At 70.2% G+C, this 17,581-nt stretch carries 16 protein-coding genes and 2 tRNA genes; 7 read left to right on the top strand and 11 right to left on the bottom strand.

Annotated features, from left to right (window positions below; all coding sequences use genetic code 11):
- Position 1 precedes the first annotated feature (1 nt).
- Together BT341_RS04680 and BT341_RS04685 are read right to left on the bottom strand one after the other, a co-directional pair.
- Positions 2-2,107: a type IV secretory system conjugative DNA transfer family protein gene (locus BT341_RS04680; protein WP_072475085.1), complete on the bottom strand. Its 2,106-nt coding sequence runs from the start codon at positions 2,105-2,107 to the stop codon at positions 2-4.
- Entirely contained in the window at positions 2,107-2,379 is a 273-nt protein-coding gene (locus BT341_RS04685; protein WP_072481782.1) for a helix-turn-helix domain-containing protein, read from the bottom strand. Before BT341_RS04685 ends, BT341_RS04680 begins: the two co-directional genes overlap by 1 nt.
- 204 nt (positions 2,380-2,583) lie before the next feature.
- Here BT341_RS04685 and BT341_RS04690 point away from each other — a divergent pair, with 204 nt between their 5' ends.
- Together BT341_RS04690 and BT341_RS04695 are read left to right on the top strand one after the other, a co-directional pair.
- Positions 2,584-3,414 (top strand): hypothetical protein, encoded by an 831-nt coding sequence (locus tag BT341_RS04690; protein WP_072475086.1) that lies wholly within the window; start codon positions 2,584-2,586, stop codon positions 3,412-3,414.
- Between the two features lie 54 nt (positions 3,415-3,468).
- Positions 3,469-4,227 carry a PP2C family serine/threonine-protein phosphatase gene (locus BT341_RS04695; RefSeq protein WP_084742757.1) on the top strand — a complete coding sequence of 253 codons (759 nt, stop codon included), beginning with the start codon at positions 3,469-3,471 and terminating at the stop codon, positions 4,225-4,227.
- On the opposite strand, the gene BT341_RS04700 is transcribed toward BT341_RS04695, so the two are convergent.
- The 6 genes from BT341_RS04700 to BT341_RS04725 all read right to left on the bottom strand — a co-directional run bounded on the left by BT341_RS04700 (position 4,224) and on the right by BT341_RS04725 (position 10,409).
- On the bottom strand, positions 4,224-5,615 hold the full coding sequence (locus BT341_RS04700) for a site-specific integrase (RefSeq protein ID WP_072475088.1): 1,392 nt from the start codon (positions 5,613-5,615) through the stop codon (positions 4,224-4,226). The genes BT341_RS04695 and BT341_RS04700 overlap by 4 nt on opposite strands.
- A gap of 138 nt (positions 5,616-5,753) precedes the next feature.
- A tRNA-Arg gene (locus tag BT341_RS04705) sits at positions 5,754-5,827 on the bottom strand.
- Positions 5,828-5,873: 46 nt separating this feature from the next.
- Positions 5,874-5,963: transfer RNA gene (locus BT341_RS04710), tRNA-Ser, on the bottom strand.
- Between the two features lie 65 nt (positions 5,964-6,028).
- Positions 6,029-7,744: a phosphatidylglycerol lysyltransferase domain-containing protein gene (locus BT341_RS04715; RefSeq protein WP_072475089.1), complete on the bottom strand. Its 1,716-nt coding sequence runs from the start codon at positions 7,742-7,744 to the stop codon at positions 6,029-6,031.
- Between the two features lie 37 nt (positions 7,745-7,781).
- A complete protein-coding gene (locus tag BT341_RS04720) occupies positions 7,782-9,761 on the bottom strand; it encodes an acetoacetate--CoA ligase (RefSeq protein ID WP_072475090.1) in 1,980 nt (659 codons plus the stop codon).
- 18 nt (positions 9,762-9,779) lie between these two features.
- Complete coding sequence (locus BT341_RS04725) at positions 9,780-10,409, bottom strand: dienelactone hydrolase family protein (protein ID WP_072475091.1); 630 nt, start codon at positions 10,407-10,409, stop codon at positions 9,780-9,782.
- A 146-nt stretch (positions 10,410-10,555) separates the two neighbouring features.
- Here BT341_RS04725 and hisC point away from each other — a divergent pair, with 146 nt between their 5' ends.
- The gene (hisC, locus tag BT341_RS04730; RefSeq protein WP_072475092.1) at positions 10,556-11,611 is read left to right on the top strand and encodes a histidinol-phosphate transaminase; all 1,056 of its coding nucleotides are present in this window, start codon (positions 10,556-10,558) and stop codon (positions 11,609-11,611) included.
- On the opposite strand, the gene BT341_RS04735 is transcribed toward hisC, so the two are convergent.
- Positions 11,601-12,374: a sulfite exporter TauE/SafE family protein gene (locus BT341_RS04735; protein WP_072475093.1), complete on the bottom strand. Its 774-nt coding sequence runs from the start codon at positions 12,372-12,374 to the stop codon at positions 11,601-11,603. The genes hisC and BT341_RS04735 overlap by 11 nt on opposite strands.
- A 182-nt stretch (positions 12,375-12,556) precedes the next feature.
- On the opposite strand from BT341_RS04735, the gene BT341_RS04740 reads away from it, so the two are divergent.
- Complete coding sequence (locus tag BT341_RS04740; protein ID WP_177328741.1) at positions 12,557-13,258, top strand: FadR/GntR family transcriptional regulator; 702 nt, start codon at positions 12,557-12,559, stop codon at positions 13,256-13,258.
- Between the two features lie 4 nt (positions 13,259-13,262).
- Here the strand turns inward: BT341_RS04740 and BT341_RS04745 are convergent, their stop codons facing one another.
- Entirely contained in the window at positions 13,263-13,760 is a 498-nt protein-coding gene (locus tag BT341_RS04745) for an FBP domain-containing protein (protein WP_072475094.1), read from the bottom strand.
- Between the two features lie 71 nt (positions 13,761-13,831).
- On the opposite strand from BT341_RS04745, the gene BT341_RS04750 reads away from it, so the two are divergent.
- Complete coding sequence (locus BT341_RS04750) at positions 13,832-15,331, top strand: adenylate/guanylate cyclase domain-containing protein (protein ID WP_072475095.1); 1,500 nt, start codon at positions 13,832-13,834, stop codon at positions 15,329-15,331.
- Here the strand turns inward: BT341_RS04750 and BT341_RS04755 are convergent.
- On the bottom strand, positions 15,319-16,308 hold the full coding sequence (locus BT341_RS04755; protein ID WP_072475096.1) for a beta-ketoacyl-ACP synthase III: 990 nt from the start codon (positions 16,306-16,308) through the stop codon (positions 15,319-15,321). The two genes, BT341_RS04750 and BT341_RS04755, sit on opposite strands and share 13 nt — an antisense overlap.
- 212 nt (positions 16,309-16,520) lie before the next feature.
- On the opposite strand from BT341_RS04755, the gene BT341_RS04760 reads away from it, so the two are divergent.
- Both BT341_RS04760 and BT341_RS04765 read left to right on the top strand, forming a co-directional pair.
- The gene (locus BT341_RS04760; RefSeq protein WP_072475097.1) at positions 16,521-16,994 is read left to right on the top strand and encodes an Lrp/AsnC family transcriptional regulator; all 474 of its coding nucleotides are present in this window, start codon (positions 16,521-16,523) and stop codon (positions 16,992-16,994) included.
- Between the two features lie 179 nt (positions 16,995-17,173).
- Positions 17,174-17,578: an SsgA family sporulation/cell division regulator gene (locus tag BT341_RS04765; protein WP_072475098.1), complete on the top strand. Its 405-nt coding sequence runs from the start codon at positions 17,174-17,176 to the stop codon at positions 17,576-17,578.
- Positions 17,579-17,581: the final 3 nt, after the last annotated feature.

Below are 17,581 nucleotides of genomic sequence, written 5' to 3' on the forward strand. Positions count from 1 at the left end.
GTCACCGCCCCTCGCCACGGTCGTCGCCGGTGGCTTCGGCCCAGGTGGCGTCCAGCTCGGCCTCCAGCTCCGCCAGCGGATTCGCCTCGGCCGTCTCGGCCGCCCGGTCGTCGGCCGGCGTGTGCGCCGTGTCCGGTCCGGCGACGTCGAGGCGCACCGTCTCGGCGCGCACGACTGGCTCGGCGTGGTCCTGCACCGGCACCGCCGCCGCCTTGGCGGCGCGGGCGGCCTTGCGGTCGGCGGCCCACTGCTCGGCCTTGGCCATCCACGGCTCGACCAGGTCGGCGAGGGTGTCCACCACCATGGCCAGCCACGTGGTCGCGGCATCGTGGCGCTGAGACCAGCGGGCCGTGAACGCCTCCCGCCGCTCGGCGCGGGCCAGGGCCTTGACGTCCCGGCGCTTCCACGCCATCTGCAGCCGCCCGATCGCCACCGCCATCCCGCGGCGCACCACCACGGCGTGCAGCTCCGGCAGCTGCGAGATCTCCCCCGGCGTCAGCACCGGCACCCGCTGCGGCGACCGGCCGGTCACCCGGCCGTCGGCGTCCTGCTGCTCGACCATCTCCCGCCGCTCCGCGGTCAGCAGCGAATACGCCTGCAGGTCCTCCGGATCGCGGGCGCTGGCGAGGATCAGCACGCTCGCCGAGTTCGTCATGATCGCCGCGCAGCCCATGTCGCCCCACCGCTTGCGCAGCTGCGCCCGCGACTGGGCACCGATGTGGATGGTCACATTGCGGCCACCCATGTCCGCGGTCCAGTCCGGCAGCGGGATGGGGCAGATGATCGCCGCCTCGTCGAGCACCAGCGTCAACGCCGGATCCAGCCGCCCGCCCGGGGACTCCGCCGCGATCCGGCGGGCCTCCCGCGCGATGTGTGCGGTCAGCGCGGCCACCAGCGGCGCGGTGTGCGACTCCTCCGCGCCCAGCATGTAGACCGTCGCCTTCGACTCAAGCAGCTCGGCCACGTCCAGCCCGCGCACCATCGTGGTGGCCTTCGCGGTCGGGTCCATCAGCCACGCGAACGCCGGCTGCATCGACGTCGTGATCGACGACTGCGTCCGGTCGTTCGTGTTCAGGAACTGTTCGGCCGCGTCCACAAACGACGGTTCCGGCGACCGGCGCAGCAGCCGCAGCACCTCATCGGCACACTCGGCCGGCTTCGCCGCCCACGCCGCAACGTCGGCCATCATCAGCTCACCCAGCGCCGCAGCGTGCAGCAGAACCGCCAGCGCACGGCGAGCCTGATCCACCCAATGCTGCCGCTCGTCCGAGCCACCCTCACCCGGCAGCAGATCCGCGGCCCGATAGGTCGCCGTCACCGGGTTCTCACACCCGGCCAGCGGGTCCAGGCCGATCGTCGAGGGGATTTTCCCCATCCCCGAGGGGTTGTAGACGTGGACCGGCCCGCGCTGCTCACGCAGCTTCGCCGTCAGCTCGATCAGGTCAGTGCGGGTCGACGTGGCGATCACGGCGCCAGGGGCGTCCAACAGCCGCGACGCCAGCGTGCCCGTCTTCCCCGATCGCGGACCGCCCAGTGTCAGCGTCACGTCCTCCACCGGGGACCAGATCCACTGCCACCCCACCCGGGCCAGGCGGACGGCGTACTCCGTCACCGGCACCCGCCGGCGCGCCCACCACGACAGCTTCCGCAGCGACGGCTTCAACACCTTCGCCTTCCGGCGCATCGCCCACTTCGACGCCTTCCGCCAGATCTGAAACCGCGACGCCACCCCGCCGTTGCGCTGCGATCGGCGCGCCCACCGCCCGAGCAACCCCAGCGAACCGCCCCGCTTCCGCAGCCCCAGCACCACAAGGAACAGCAGCACCGGGCCGCCGAAGATCAGCCCCCACGGCCACACCCCGTAGCCCGGGGTCTCCGTCGGCACCCAGCCCACGAACCACACCGACAGGCCCACCAGCCCGGCCGCGAAGGTGCCGACCTTCGCCGAATTGCCCTGGACCAGCTCGACCACGCCCAGCACGCCGGCCGCGACACCCGCGACCACGAACCACGGCCAGACCACCGCGACCTTCACGTGCCAGTCGCTCAGCAACACGCCGATACCGATCAACGTCACCGCCACCAGGGCGGCCCCGAACGTGCGCATCAGGCCGCACCCCCAGCGACCTGGCCAGCGATCCTCTGCTCGGCGAGCCACCTCGTGGTCCACTCGGCGACGTCGATGCACCGGCCGACGGTGAGAACGTCGTTGATCAGCTTGTCCACCACGGCACGCGGGACGACGTACCGCGCTCCGATCTTCACGCCCGGGAACTGACCTTTGCGCAGGTGGCGGTACATGGTCGACTGGTCGAGGCGCAGAAGGGTTGCGGCCTCGGCCACGTTGTAGAACGCCGGGTCTTGAGTAGCCCCGGACAACGAGTGCTCCACTGGAGGTCCTCTCGATCACAGCCGCCGCGGCGACCAGCACTTTTATGGGCCTAAACAGCTCTCGCCACCCGATCTCGCCGACTTTTAGAGCCCTAAACGATGGCTGAGACGTGGGCAGGAGTGCTGTTTAGAGGCATAAAAGGCACGATAGGCCGAGTGTCGGCCCGCTGTCAAGACCTCTAAACTCGTGCCATGGCCGAGTTGGACGACTTCGAGTCGGTGCGGCGAGACACCGACCGCCTACGCCGCGCGAGGCGTGCGACCGCGCTCCTCACGGCGTATCAGCAGCGCGCCACAGAGCTGGCTCGCGTCCGGAGGTCGGCCATCGAAGAGGCGCACCGAATCGATGGGCTCAGCTATACGGAGATCGCGGCGGCAGTGGGCATCTCGAAAGGCAGGATCACTCAGATCCGGGGCTCCGCGCCTGGCCCGGAGCGCGCCTTCTTCGGTGTCGGTCCAGTTAGCGTCGGCGTGCCGTTGCGGCGTGGCGACGACCATCGGATGCGCACCTACATCGACGCGGCCGACGCTCGTGCCCAGGAAGACACAGAAAACCTGTTGTCAACCCTGTCGTTCGCAGTCGAGCGGTTCTCGATCGAGGCCGATCGTGAGGCCGCGCCCGCCGGCGACGCCGTGATCATCTGCGGGCCACGTTCGGCGCCAGTCGCGCGCGTTTTGCTGGCCGACGACCCGAAGCTGGGCTTCGAGAAAGACGACCGCTGGCGGATCGCAGATCGCGTCACTGGAGCGCACTACTACTCACCGCGTGCTGCTGACCCGGCAGACCGCATCGACTTCGGCTACTTCGCCCGCCACAAGTTCGATGATCGCGTGGTCGTGCACGTCGCCGGCATCACCGCAATCGGCTCTGCGGGTGTGCTTCACTACCTGGCGCCGAACGTCCGCTCGCTGTTCGACCAGGTCGGCGACGTCTCGTTCAGCATGGTGGTTCGGTGCTCGTTCGCAGAAGACGAGACCACCATCCTGGAGAGTGAACTTGTTGCTGGCCCTTACGTTTGGTGATCAATGCGAGTAGCAACAGCTCAATGGCCCCCATCCGCTGAGAGTCAAGATCGCGTGCTCGTCACAGACTCGTCCGTGGTTGTACTCGATGGCGCGAGCGCGTTCGCGCCTGTCGATGTTCCCACCGATCGTTACGTCGACAAGCTCGCCGCCGCGATCGGCATGAACGTCGAGCATGCCGACGTCTCACTGGACGTAGCAGTGGCGGAAGCGATTCGGGAGACGGCGAAGGAACTGCAGCTCAGTGCTGGAAATTCGCCGTCCAGCACGGTGAGCGTGCTGCGAGTCCGCCCTGACGTTATTGATCTTTATAGCCTTGGCGACAGCGCGATCTACTACGGGTCGGATGACGGCCCAGTGAACGTCATGATCGACCGTCGGCTCGCTCAGCTTGGCATTCCCGAGCACGAGATCTACCGGGAGCGAATGGCAGCTGGGTGTGGCTACGACGAACGCCACCGTGAACTGCTCGCTCGGCTGCAGCAGAAGCAACGTGAACGGCGAAACTGTGCTGGCGGGTACTGGATCGCTGAGGCGTCTCCGGATGCCGCGTACCGGGGCTACCTCAGCTCGCTACCACGCGACTTCTTGACGTGGGCCGTCCTCGCCACGGATGGCGCCTACGGGCCGATGCTCCATTTGGGATTGGCTGACTGGCCTCGTCTCGCGCACGAGAGCGGCCCGGAACTCGAACGCGTCCTTGAAGGTTGCGCTCGCTGGGAGCGCGATGAGGATCCCGACGGACGCATGCTGCCGCGCGCGAAGGTGAGCGACGACAAGACTCTTGTCGCCGTCGAACTGGACGGCGGTTAAGCCGATTCAGGCCCTGCGGTCGAGCGAAGTTTTGGCATCTTGCTGCCGATCGCAGCGGCCGCAGCTTTGTCCGCTGCGCCTACCCAGGCTGCGTAGTGGCGAAGGGTTGTCGTCCCGTCTCCGTGACCGAGTCTGCCGGCCACGGTACGGAGGTCGACGCCGGAGGTGAGTAGTTCGGTCGCCGAGTAGTGCCGTAGTTCCTTGAGTTGCGTCTCGATGCCGAGCTTCGCAACCAAGCGCGAGTACCGGCGCGTCAACGCACCCGGATCACGTGGACTACTGAAGTCGAGTTTAGCCGAGAAGACCCAGGTCTTTCCGGTCAATTCAAGTCCCAGACTCGCCAACTGCTTCGCAGTGGCCGCCTTCCTACGTTCGAGCAAGGCCACAGTCTCGGGATCGAGGGCCACCCTGCGCCCCTGATGGGTCTTCGTGTCCTTAATTAGCATCCCGTCCGGACCGCGGACATAGTTCTCGTTGAGGACGACGACGGCGCCCGCGAGATCCACGTCTTCCCACTGCAGCGCCGCGACCTCCCCACGGCGCGCCCCCGTGACAGCCGAAAGCCAGACGTAGGTTCCCCATTCCTCGCTGGCCTCATGCGCTGCCTCGATGATGCGAGCCATGTCCTCGCTGGACGGCGGCCGCGGTTGAGGTTTCCGTTTCGGTGGTAGGCGCACGGCCGGAGCCGGGTTGTACGGGATGCGGTTCCAACGCACGGCGGCGCTCAGTGCACCGCTGATGATGGCGTGCACCGAGCGGACCGAGGACGCGGCGTACGGCTTGCACTTGTGCAGCTGGCATTCGACGACCCCACATCCCGTCGCAGCGCAGTCGTGGTTCTCCAGCCAGCCCGCCGACGGACGATGGGACGGTCGGCGATGCTTCACCTCTCGACATTCATGCGGCCCAGCTACCCGGTGCTCCACGAAGGGCTTGCCGTCGCAACGCTGACGGCAACGTCGCAGGTCTGCGTAGAAGCGCTCCAGCCGCTCGGACGCGTCGCGCAGGAGAAGGACCAGCGGCACGTCGCCCAGGACGGGGCGAATGTGGTCCCGGATGATCCACTCGTAGTTCATCCGTGTCGTAGGGTCAATCTCGGCCTGCGGAAGCCACTGGTCGAGCAACGCGCCGAACGTGGACTTCGTCCGCGCGACCTTCAACGAATCGGCCTCAGCGAGAAGACGTGTCCGGAGCTTCTCCGCCTCTTTCCACGCAGCGCGCTCCGACCGCTCGTTGCCCGGCCGCTCGATCACAACCGAATCCGTGAGGACGATGCGATCCCCTGTCACCGGGTCCTTCCCCGCCGACACGCGCACCTGAAGGGCGTCGCGGTGGCGGCGGATGCTGCCGCGCTGCCGGCCCCCCTCGGGCTTCCCCTGGCTCGCCATACGAGCGAAGGTAGCAGGGGTGGTGGACCAGAATGTGGACCAAGATCAACCTGGCGGCAAGTGAGCGATCCCCCGGCCTGGGCCAGAAAAGAAGAAACCCCCTCGTCAGAGGGGGTTTCTTGCTGTCTCAACCAGACGTGCGCCCGAAGGGATTCGAACCCCTGACCTTCTGATCCGTAGTCAGATGCTCTATCCAGCTGAGCTACGGGCGCGTGTTCAGTTGTTCTCTAACCTAGCACCTGGCGAACCGGGTACCAGCGGAGGCTCCGGGATTTGAACCCGGGAGGGGGGGTTACCCCCAACCGCATTAGCAGTGCGGCGCCATAGACCAGACTAGGCGAAGCCTCCTGGGCCCAACGACCACTGCTCAGATAGGTTACACACCCCCCGATCACCCTCCAACAGCACCCCCCTCAGGCCCGAAGCAGCAGCCTGCGCAGGCGCGGGGAGCGGCCGCCGAGGCCTTCCGCCTCGAACGTCGCGATGCCGACGCGCGGCAGTTCGCGGACTCCCGGGTACACGAGGTAGCGGGGTACCCAGCGCGGGCGGAACTTCGCGTTGAACCGGTAGAGCGTCTCGATCTGGATCCACCGCGAAAAGAAGTGCAGCACCTTCGCCGACATCCGCGCCACCGGTCCCGCGCCGATCCGCTGGCCCTGTTCCATCAGGGCCCGGAACGCCGCGAAGTTCAGCGAGACGTGCTTCACGCCGTGGCGGCGGGCCGCCAGGAGGAGCTCCGAGATCATCAGCTCGTTGACGCCGTTGTCGGCTGTGCGGTCGCGGCGCATCACGTCCAGCGACAGGCCCGTCGAGCCCCACGGCACGAACTGCAGCACGCCGCGGACGCGGCCGCCTTGCTCGGCCGTCACCAGGACGGAGCCCGGGTCGCCCATGCGGCCCAGCGCCATCGAAAAGCCGCGCTCGGTGTCCGTGCCGCGCCAGTTCGCGGCCAGCGCCGCCAGCTCGTCCAGCTCGCCTTCGCGCAGGTCCTCGGCCCGCCGCACCAGCACCTTGTAGCCCGCGCGCTTGGTGCGGGCCGCGGCTTGGCGGACGCCCCGCATGACGCGACCGTCCAACGTGAACTCGTCGACGTCGACCACCGCCTCGTCGCCGATCTCCAGGACCTCCAGGCCGAACCGGGCCCAGACCGTCGCGCCCAGTTCCGAGACGCCCATCGCCGCCGGGACCCAGCCGTTGCGGCGGCAGACCGCCAGGTACTCCTCGATCGCGCCCGGCCACGCCTCGTGGTCGCCCAGCGGGTCCGCCGAGCACAGCGCCACCCCGGCGATCACGCGGTAGGTGACCGCGGCCTTGCCCGTCTTCGAGAACACCGCGAACTTGTCGCGGCGCAGCGCGAAGTAGCCGAGCGAGTCACGCTCGCCGTGCTCGTCGAGCAGCTTGCGCAGGCCGTCGACCTCCTCATCGGACAGCCGCGGCGCCGGCTCGGCCGAGCGCAGCAGGAAGTACGCCGAGACGAGGACCGCGGCGAGGCCGAACAGCAGGCCGACGGCGGCCGTCAGGTCCTCCAGCCACATCTGGTGGAACTCGGCCGGCCCGCTGGCCCCGACCAGCGCGAGCGCGGACTCGGCCAGCCGGTCCGGGAAGCTCATCGGCTCCAGCACCGCCCGCGACGCCACCGACAGCAGGATGAGGTTGATCACGAACCCGGCCAGCACCAGCTGCAGGAAAACGCGCACCGCGCGCCACCGGCCGACCACCGGGTCCGGCTTCGCGATGAAGTAGCGCCGGTTCGCGATCAGGCCCACCAGCAGCACGACCGACACGAGCCCGGCGCCGAAGACGTGCCGCAGCCCGAGGTGCGACACCGTGAGCAGCACGGTCGCGCCGATCGCGAGCTGCCAGGCGCGCCGCTTGCGGCGGCGCAGGCCGGCGGCCAGAAGGAGCAGCAGCACGCCGGTGACCAGCGCCACGGTCGCCGCCGCGACGGTCGCCTCCTGCGGCAGCTCCAGCCACTCCGACAGGCGGCCGCGCAGGTTGCGCCGCCCGGCCGGCACCAGGACCGACACGAGGGTCATCAGTCCGGCCAGCCGGGTCACCCACGTGATGACCCCCACGGTGGTGGCTCCGGCCACCTGCCAGGTGATCTGCGCGCGTGTCCCCGTCACCACCTGTGCAACCCGTTGCAGCCGATCATGCTTCCCCCATCTATCCCCCGGCGAGCTCCACGAACGGCGTCAGTGCCGCCGGGTTGGCCAGCGCGTCGCGGCTGACGGCCCGGTCGGGAGCCACACCGGCGAGGATCTTCTTCACCGGTACCTCACACTTCTTACCGTTCAAGGTACGAGGTATCTCTTGGACCACGACGAACCGATCGGGTACATGCCGCGGTGACAGCGCGCTACGCAGCTCCTTCCGCAGCCGCGGCTCGACGTCCGCCAGCCGCGCCCCCTCGGCGAGGACGAGGAAGCAGATCAGCTGCCCGTCCTCGTTGCCGGCCGCCGAGGTGTCCACGACCAGGGAGTCCGCGACCTCGTCGTAGCCCTCGACGACCCGGTAGAACTCCGCCGTGCCCATCCGGACGCCGCCCCGGTTGAGCGTCGAGTCGCTGCGGCCGTAGATCACCGCCGAGCCGCGGTCGGTGATCCGGATCCAGTCGCCGTGGCGCCACAGCCCCGGGTACATCTCGAAGTACGCCTCGCGCAGCCGCGAGCCGTCGGGGTCGTTCCAGAAGAACACCGGCATCGACGGCATCGGCTTCGTGATCACCAGCTCGCCGACCTGCTCGACGACGGCGTTGCCCGCCTCGTCGAACGCGTTCACCGCGGCACCCAGCGCCGGGCAGGACAGCTCCCCGAGCCACACCGGCACGTCGGGCGCCGACGCGACGAACGCCGCGCACAGGTCGGTGCCGCCGGAGACCGAGCAGATCTGGACGTGCTTGCCGATCTCGTCCGCGATCCAGCGGAAGCCTTCGACGCTCAGCGGCGCGCCGGTCGAGCCGATCGCGCGCAACGCCGTCAGGTCGTAGCGCTGCGCGGGCTTGAGGCCGGCCTTCAGGCAGCTCTGGATGAACGGCGCCGACGTGCCGAAGTAGGTGATGCGGTGCTGCTCGGCCAGGTGCCAGAGGGCGTTGAGGTCGGGATGTCCCGGGCTGCCGTCGTAGAGCACGATCGTGGTGCCGACGAGCAGCCCGGAGATGAGGAAGTTCCACATCATCCAGCCGGTGGTGCTGAACCAGAAGAACCGGTCGCCGGGCCCCAGGTCGGCCTGCAGGGCCAGTGCCTTGAGGTGCTCGACGGTGATGCCGCCGTGGCCGTGCACGATGCCCTTCGGCAGGCCGGTCGTGCCGGAGGAGTAGAGGACCCACAGCGGGTGCGCGAAGTCGACCGGCTCGAACAGCAGCGTCGCGCCCTCGTGCTTCGCGAGCAGCTCGGCCCAGTCGAGCGCGCCGTCCATCCGCCCTTCGCCGACGTACTCCACGAGCACGGTCGCGGCCAGCGACGGCAGCTTCTGCTGCAGGTCGGCGACCGTCGTCCGGATGTCGAACTGACGGCCGTTGTAGGAATAGGCGTTGACCGCGAAGAGCACCTTCGGCTCGATCTGCACGAAGCGGTCCGCGACCGCACGGACGCCGAAGTCCGGCGAGCACGAGGACCAGATCGCGCCGATGCTCGCCGTGGCGAGGAAGGCGACCAGCGTCTGCGGGCAGTTCGGGGCCAGCGCGACGACGCGGTCGCCCTTGCCGACGCCCAGTTCGAGCAACGCCGCCCGCGCCGCGGCGACCTGCGCGCGCAGCTCGCCGTACGTCAGGTGGCTCGCGAAGCCGTCTTCGCGGTGGAAGATCACCGCGGTCTCGTCGTCGCCCTTCGTCGCGCCGGCGACGCCAGGGGTCAGCGCGTGCTCCGCGTAGTTCAGCGTGCCGCCCGCGAACCACACGGCGTCCGGCATCTCGCCCGAGAGCACCTCGCCCGGCCGGTCGTGCCACCGGACGCCGAGGAAGTCCGCGACCGCCGCCCAGAAGTCCGGGCCGCGCTCCACGGAGAACTCCCAGAGCGAGCGGTAGTCGTCCACCTCGACGCCGCGCTCGGCGCGCAGCCACTGGCGGAAGGCTTCGATCTTGGTGTCGGCAACGTGGCTCGGCTCAGGGCGCCAGAGCACTTCGGGGGCGTCGGCGGTGTGCGTCACGTCACGAGGGTAATCCCCTCACCGGAGGTGGGCATCGAACCAGTTGAGCGTGCGCTGCCAGGCCTCGGCGGCCGCGCCGGGGTCGGCGTCGAAGCGGTGGTTCGCGCCCGGGTAGTGGACGACGTTCGTGGCCACCTTCGCCGACGCCGCCGCGTCGCGCAGGCGCTCGACGTCGGCACCGCCCGCCTCGTCGCCTTCGTCGCCGTACATGCCCAGCCACGGGCTGGTCAGGCGGCCGGCGATCTCGACCAGCGCGGGCAGTTCGGCGGCCTGCTGCCCGCCGACGCTGACGGCGGCGCCGAGCTTGCGGTGCGAGGCGACGACGAGCGCCGCGGTGCCGCCGAGGTCGAAGCCCATCACGCCGAGCAGGTCGGCCTGGACGCCGCGCTCGACGAGCCAGGCGAGTGTGATGTCCGTCGCGTCCAGCAGATCCTGCTGGGTCAGCTCCTCGTTTTCCAGGTGCGGGGTGACGGTCAGCCAGCCCTCGGTGGCGAGGCTGGCGAGCAGCAGCTTCACGCCGTCGGTGACCCCGTCTGCTTCGTGCAGCACCACCAAACCGCCGCGTAGCGCGCCTTCGGGTTCCGAAAAGGTCAGGCGCAGGGCGCGGCCGTCGGTGCGCTGGTAGTCCACGGTGCTGGTCGACGTCATTGCGTCACTCAATCACTTCGAGGTGAACGGGAGGAACCCAGTTAAGCAGCTCCGCCGCCCGGCTACCGCCTGAAGGGAGTCGCGGGGCGGCGGCCGGAAAAGATACGGTGACGAGGTTGTCCCGTTCTCCCGGAGGAGCGCCGAAGATGCCGTCCGTGTCCCCGCGTGCCGATCTCGAATCGTTGCCGAAATACGTCCCCGGCCGGACGATCGAAGGCGCGATCAAGCTGGCGAGCAACGAGGTGCCCGGCGGCGCGCTGCCGAGCGTGGCGCAGGCGATCGCCGAGGCCGCGGTGGGCATCAACCGCTACCCGGACACCGGCTCCCAGGCGCTGCGCGAGCGGCTGGCCCGCGAGCTGGACGTGCCGGTGGAGCGCGTCGCGATCGGCTGCGGCTCGGTGTCGCTGTGCCAGCAGACGATTCAGGCGGTGTGCGCGCCCGGCGACGAGGTGGTCTTCGGCTGGCGCTCGTTCGAGGCGTACCCGATCGTCACGCAGGTGGCGAACGCCGTGTCGGTGAAGGTGCCGATCACCGAAGGCCAGGAGCTGGACCTCGACGCGATGGTCGCGGCGATCACCGACCGGACGCGCGTGGTCTTCGTCTGCAACCCGAACAACCCGACCGGCACGGCGGTGCGGCGCGCGGAGCTGGAGCGGTTCCTCGACGCGGTCCCGGAGCACGTGCTGGTGGTGCTGGACGAGGCGTACAAGGAGTTCGTCACCGATCCCGAGGTGCCCGACGGCGTCGAGTACACGCGCGCGCGCTCGAACGTCATGGTGCTTCGCACGTTCTCGAAGGCGTACGGCCTCGCGGGTCTTCGCGTGGGTTACGCCGTGGCGCCCGAGCCGATCGCGGACGCGCTTCGCCAGGTGTACGTCGCCTTCTCGGTGAACATGCTGGCCCAGGTCGCGGCGCTGGCGTCGCTGGACGCGGCCGACGAGCTGCTGGAGCGCTGCAAGGAGATCGTCGCCGAGCGCGACCGGGTGCGCGACGCGCTGCTGGCGGCGGGGTACCGGGTGCCGGAGACGCAGGCGAACTTCGTCTGGCTGCCGCTGGGTGACGACGCGACGCGGTTCGCCGAGCACGCGCTGGACCGCAAGCTGGTGGTGCGTCCCTTCGCCGGCGACGGCGTGCGCGTGACCATCGGCACCCGCGAGGAGAACGACCTCTTCCTGGCGGCGGCGCGCGACTTCAGCCGCTGAACTGCTTGACGACGAGCTGGATCACGGCGGCGACGCCGATCACGACGATCACGCCGCGCAGCACCGCCGGCGGCAGCTTCCGGCCGATCTTCGCGCCGAGGAAGCCGCCGGCGGTGGAGCCGACGGCCAGCCACAGGACGACGGGCCAGCTGATCGGCGCGACGAAGGCGTAGATCACCCCGGCGACGACGTTGACGACGGCGGCGAGCACGTTCTTGACGCCGTTGAGCTTCTGCAGGGGTTCCGAGAGCAGCATCCCCATGACGGCCATCAGCATCACGCCCTGCGCGGCGGTGAAGTACCCGCCGTAGATGCCGATGAGGAAGATGAAGAACATCAGCAGCGGGCCGGGCTTGTGCTCGGTGCCGTTGTGCTCCCGCCGCTCCGCGACCCACTTCGACACTTTCGGCTGAATGATCACGAGGATCACGGCGAGCCCGACGAGCACGGGCACGACGGCTTCGAAGGCGTCCTTCGGCAGCGAGAGCAGCAGGATGGTGCCGCCGATGGCGCCGAGGAAGGAAGCGACGGCGAACCGGGCGGTCTGCCGCCAGTAGCCGGTGAGCTCGTGCCGGTAACCCCAGGCGCCGCTGAGGGTGCCGGGCGCGAGCCCGATGGCGTTGGAGGTGGTGGCGGTCACGGGCGAGAAGCCGAGCGCGACGAGAACGGGGAAGGTGACGAGCGTCCCCGACCCGACCACGGCGTTGATGGTCCCGGCCCAGACCCCGGCGACCACGACGATCAAGGCGTGCCACCACGTCATTTCGCGCTCACGCGGCGAGCGTAAGCAGGACCGCCCGCCGCCCGCGACGCGGAGGGGCCCAGATGTGGCAGGTCAGACACTGGACTTGCGGCGAGCCCGGTGAGCCTGGCCGCGCTTCCAGCCGTGAGCCGGGCGCACCCCGGGTCAGGCACTCGGGCGCCGCGGCCGCCGGAGCTGACAGGATGGGCGGCGTGGACACCGAGCAGGTCTGGAGCGCGACCGTCGACCGGCTGCGGGCGCGGATCGACTCCGGGGACCTGCCGCCCGGCAGCCGGCTGCCCGCCGAGCGCGTTCTCTGCGAGGAGCTCGGCATCAGCCGGGGTTCGCTGCGGCAGGCGCTGCGCGTTCTCGACTCCATCGGCTACGTCCAGATCCGCGCCGGCTCCGGCACCTACGTCCGTGAGCAGCGGGAACAGCCGCTGCGGACCTGGTTCACCGAGCACGACCAGCTCGTCGAAAAGCTCTTCGACCTGCGGGCGACCGTCGAGCCCACCCTCGCCGAACGGCTCGCGCGGCAGGCGAGCCCCAAGACCGTCAGCCGGCTCGAGGACAACGTCGCCGAGATGGCGCAGGCCGCCGCCGACGGGGACATGCTGCACGTCATCGCCGCCGATGCCGAGTTTCACCGGGTCATCGCCCAGAACGCCGGGAACGACGACGTCGCCGGGCTGCTGCGCTCCGTGCTCGCCCTGGTCGGCGAGGAGCGCCGCGCCGCGCTGCGGCTGCCCGGGCAGATCCGCAAGGCCGTCGACGACCACCGGGCCATCCTCGACGCCATCCGCCGCTCCGATCCCGCCGCAGCCCGCGAGCTGACCCTCAAGCACCTGCTCGACGCCAAGTCCTACGCCCACGACTTCGCCGCGCACCCTGAAGGGTCCACTTAGGACGCTAGCGGGACTCCAGCACGCGCGCGACGAACTTGTGCAGGTTCGCCTCCAGCCGCGCGACCCGCTCCTCCAGGGTGAGCGTCTCGTACGGCTGGGGCACGTCGGACTTCAGCTCCCCGCGCAAGTACTGGCAGCAGGCCAGGTTGCCGCACGCGTAGATGCCCAGCGTGTTGCCTTCGCGGCCGAGCTTCCCGGCGCGCCTGCCGGAGAACAGCGTGATGTCGGCGAGCCCGTGTGCCGTCGTGCAGAAGCCGCAGATGTTGCTGCGCAGGCGCGACTTCGGCGGCGCCGCCGCCCGTAGCGCGAGCCCGACCACCTCGCCGCCGTACGGCAGCACGAGGTAGGCGCGCGACGGCGCCTTCGGGTCGCGCCAGCCGAGGAACTCGCGGCGCTCCCAGGGGATTTCGGCGGCCCGGGCGGGCAGCGTCACGCCCTTGGCCTCGCCGCGGGTGCAGTTGACGAACGAGGCCCGGATCTCGTCTTGGCCGAGTGGGTCCATGCTCCGCACGGTAACCGCCGGACACGGGCAGTGGCGACGCATTTTTCCGCCGGCGCCGTACGATCGACGCCGTGCGCAAGATCGCCGTGGGGAACTTCCGGGTGGTACTGCGCACCAGCCTGGGCTTCGCCGGGCTGGGCGTCGGCTCCAGCGTCGCCGGGGCCGGGGTGGTCGCGCTGCTCCTGCTGCTGCAGGGCCTGCCGAACGACGTCGGCGACCGCGGCTGGGTGCTGGGCCTGACCGCGGCCGGGATCGTCGCGGTCGCGCTGCTCGTCGGAACACTGTGGACGGCCTTCCTGCAGCGGCGCACCGCGATCTGGTTCGTGTTCGGCCGCCCGCCGTCGGAGAGCGAGGCCCGGCGCGCGTTGCGGCTGCCCTTCGACATGGCCGTCGTCAGCGGCACGCTCTGGCTGGCCGGCACCGCCATCCTCAGCGTGCTGGCCGGCGTGCTCGGCTCGGCCCGGGACGCCGTGGGCATGGCGACGGTGATCGGGCTCGGCGGCCTCACCACCGTCGGGCTCACCTACCTCGCCGCCGAGTGGGTGGCCCGGCCGGTGATGACGATCGCGCTGGACGTCCTGCCGCCGCGCGGCTCACTGCCGGTCACCGTGCTGACGCGGCTGGTCGTCACCTGGGCGCTGGCCAGCGGCGTCCCGTTCGTCGGCGTCCTCCTCACCGCGACGCCGCCGGACCTCGGCTCGGCCAACCACACCGCGAGCCTGGTCATGCTGTCGGTGATCGGGCTGGCCGTCGGCGCGATCGGCACCGCGCTGCTGGCGCGGGCCGTCGCGGCGCCGCTGCACCGGCTGCGCGTGGCGCTCGACGAGATCGCCCGCGGCAACACCGACGTCACCGTCGACGTCGACGACTCCAGCGAGATCGGCATGCTCCAGACGTCGGTGAACCAGCTGGCCGCCGGCCTGCGCGAGCAGGCGCGGATGCGGGACCTGTTCGGCAGGCACGTCGGCGCCGACGTCGCCCGGCACGCGCTGGAGTACGGCGCGTCCCTGTCCGGTGACGTCCGCGAGGTGACCGCACTGTTCGTCGACGTCGTCGACTCGACCGCGCTCGCCTACCGCACCCCGCCGGAGGAGCTGGTCGGGAAGCTCAACCGGCTGTTCGCCGCCGTCGTCTCCGCGGTCAACGCGCGTGGCGGGCTGGTCAACAAGTTCCAGGGCGACGCCGCGTTGTGCATCTTCGGCGCCCCGACCCGGCTCGCGGACGCGCCGACCGCCGCGCTGGCCGCGGCCCGCACGATCCGGGACGCGGTGCGCGAGAACGGCGAGCTCGACCTCGGCATCGGCGTCTCGACCGGCCCGGTGTTCGCCGGGCAGCTCGGCACCAGCAGCCGGCTGGAGTACACCGTGATCGGGGACGCGGTCAACGAGGCCGCGCGGCTCACCGAGCTGGCCAAGGCGGTGCCGTCACGCATCCTCGCCAGCGACGCCGTCGTCTCCGCGGCGCTGCCCAGCGAGGCTGCGCACTGGGAGAAGCACGGCGAGCTGGAGCTGCGCGGCCGCCAGGAGCCGACCCCGACCTGGACGGCCGGCACGGCCGCTCAGGACGGCTGACCCAGATCGGGCCAGCGCAGCACCGTCGAACCCCAGGTCAGGCCCGCGCCGAACGCGCTGAGCAGCACGCGGTGGCCGGGCGCGAGGGTGCCGTCGGCGCGGGCGTCGGCCAGCGCGAGCGGGATGGACGCGGCGCTGGTGTTGCCGACCCGGTCGATGTTGGCGACGACGGCGTCGGCCGGCATGCCGAGCTGCTTCGCCGTCGCCTGCAGGATCCGGATGTTCGCCTGGTGCCCGACGAACCGGTCGACGTCGCCGACCATCCAGCCCGCCCGCTCCAGCACGGTCCGCGACGACTCGGCCATCCGCGCGCACGCGTGCCGGAACACCGCGGTGCCCTGCATGGCGAGGAACGCCTCGCCCGGCTCGTCCGGCAGCCGCTTCCGGGCGCCGCCTGCCTCGACCCACAGCAGGCCGGCGTGCTCGCCCTCGCTGTGCAGGTCGAACGGCCCGAACGCGCCGGGCTCGCCGGGGTCGCCCGCGCGCAGCAGGACCGCTCCCGCGCCGTCGCCGAAGATCGGGACGGTCGTGCGGTCACCGGGGTCGATGAGCGTGGTGAACGTGTCGGCGCCGATCACGAGGACGCGCTCGGCGATACCGCCCGCGATGAGGCCGGCCGAGGTGGCCAGCGCGTAGACGAACCCGCTGCACACGGCGTTGACGTCGAAGGCCGCGGCCGTGCCGAGCCCGAGCCGGGCGGCGACCTGCGGCGCGCTGGCCGGGCAGGGCTGGTCGGGCGTCGAGGTGGCGAGGACGACCGCGTCGGCGGAGCCGCCGCCGAGCGCCTCGCGCCCCGCCCCGACGGCGAGGTCCACAGTGGACTCGCCGGGGCCCGCGACGCGGCGCTCACGGATGCCGGTGCGGGTCCGGATCCACTCGTCCGAGGTGTCGAGCCGGGCGGCGATCTCGTCGTTGTCCAGGACTTTCGCCGGCAACGACGCACCGATCCCGGTCAGCACGGCGGCAGCTGCGGACACGACGGAGCCTCCCCACGCCGGCGGGTTGGCGGGCGACCGGCAGGTCTTCCACTTGTATGGGCTACCCCCTGGTAGACCGGTGAGTTGTGTTCGAGGTCACGGAAAAAGTTGTTTCAGTTTCCCCGCGAACGGAGTAGTGAGCGACGTCACGGTGGGGTGAGCCGGGAGCGAACGGACGGCAAATCGTCGGGGGTGCCGGTTAGCCTGCTGAGGTGCAGACTCCCGACCTCGACCAGCTGGACATCGCCATCCTCGCCTGCCTCCAGGCGGACGCGCGCACCATCGCCGAGACGATCGGCGCGAAGGTCGGGCTCTCGGCCGCGGCGGTGCAACGGCGGATCAAGCGGCTGCGCGAGGCGGGCGTCATCGAGCGCGAGGTGGCGGTGCTGTCCCCGGAGGCGCTCGGGCTGAGCATGACGTTCGTGGTGATGGTCGAGATGGAACGCGAGAACCTGGCGGTCCTCGACGCGTTCCGCCGCCAGGTCCTCGCCGACGACTGCGTCCAGCAGTGCTACTACGTCACCGGCAACGCCGACTTCGTGCTGATCGTGACGTGCCCGGACATGGCCGGGTTCGAGGCCTTCACCCGCCGGATGTTCTTCGACAACCCGAACGTCCGGCACTTCACGACGAGCGTGGCGATGGACCGGGTCAAGGTCGGCCTGAACCTGCCGCTGGGGCCGTGACCCGTCACCACCGGTCACCGGCCGGACGCAAGGGGTATGTGCCGGACGTTACACCACAATGGACGGATGCAACCGATCAAGTGAACGTGAGAGTTCCTTCGTCATGAGCGAAGGCCCTGGTCATCTCCTTGCCGAACAGTTCGCGCCGCGCGAACCACCGCGAGACTCCAGGAGGGGCCGTGCACACCGACGCCGTACACCAGAGCCAGTTCGTGGTGCTGAACGAGAGCACCACGCCCGTCCTGTCCCGCCTGTCCTACCACGCCCACGAGCCGTTCGCGGTCACCGTGGCGTTCCGGACCGAGCGCGGCCGGTGGATCGAGTGGACCTTCGCGCGTGACCTCCTCGTGTCCGGCCTCGACGAGCCGGCGGGCCTCGGCGACGTCCGGATCCGGCCGGACCTGTCCGAGGACGAGGACTTCGTGACGCTGGAAATCGAGTCACCGGACGGCTATGCGTCGTTCGAGCTGGAGTGCGAGGACATCCGGACGTTCCTCGAGGCGTCCTACGAGCTGGTGCCGCTCGGCGAGGAGAGCGCGCACTTCGACGTCGACGGGCTGATCGAGGAGATCAGCAACGTCTGACCC

The sequence above is a fragment of the Amycolatopsis australiensis genome (genome assembly GCF_900119165.1).
GTDB lineage: Bacteria > Actinomycetota > Actinomycetes > Mycobacteriales > Pseudonocardiaceae > Amycolatopsis > Amycolatopsis australiensis.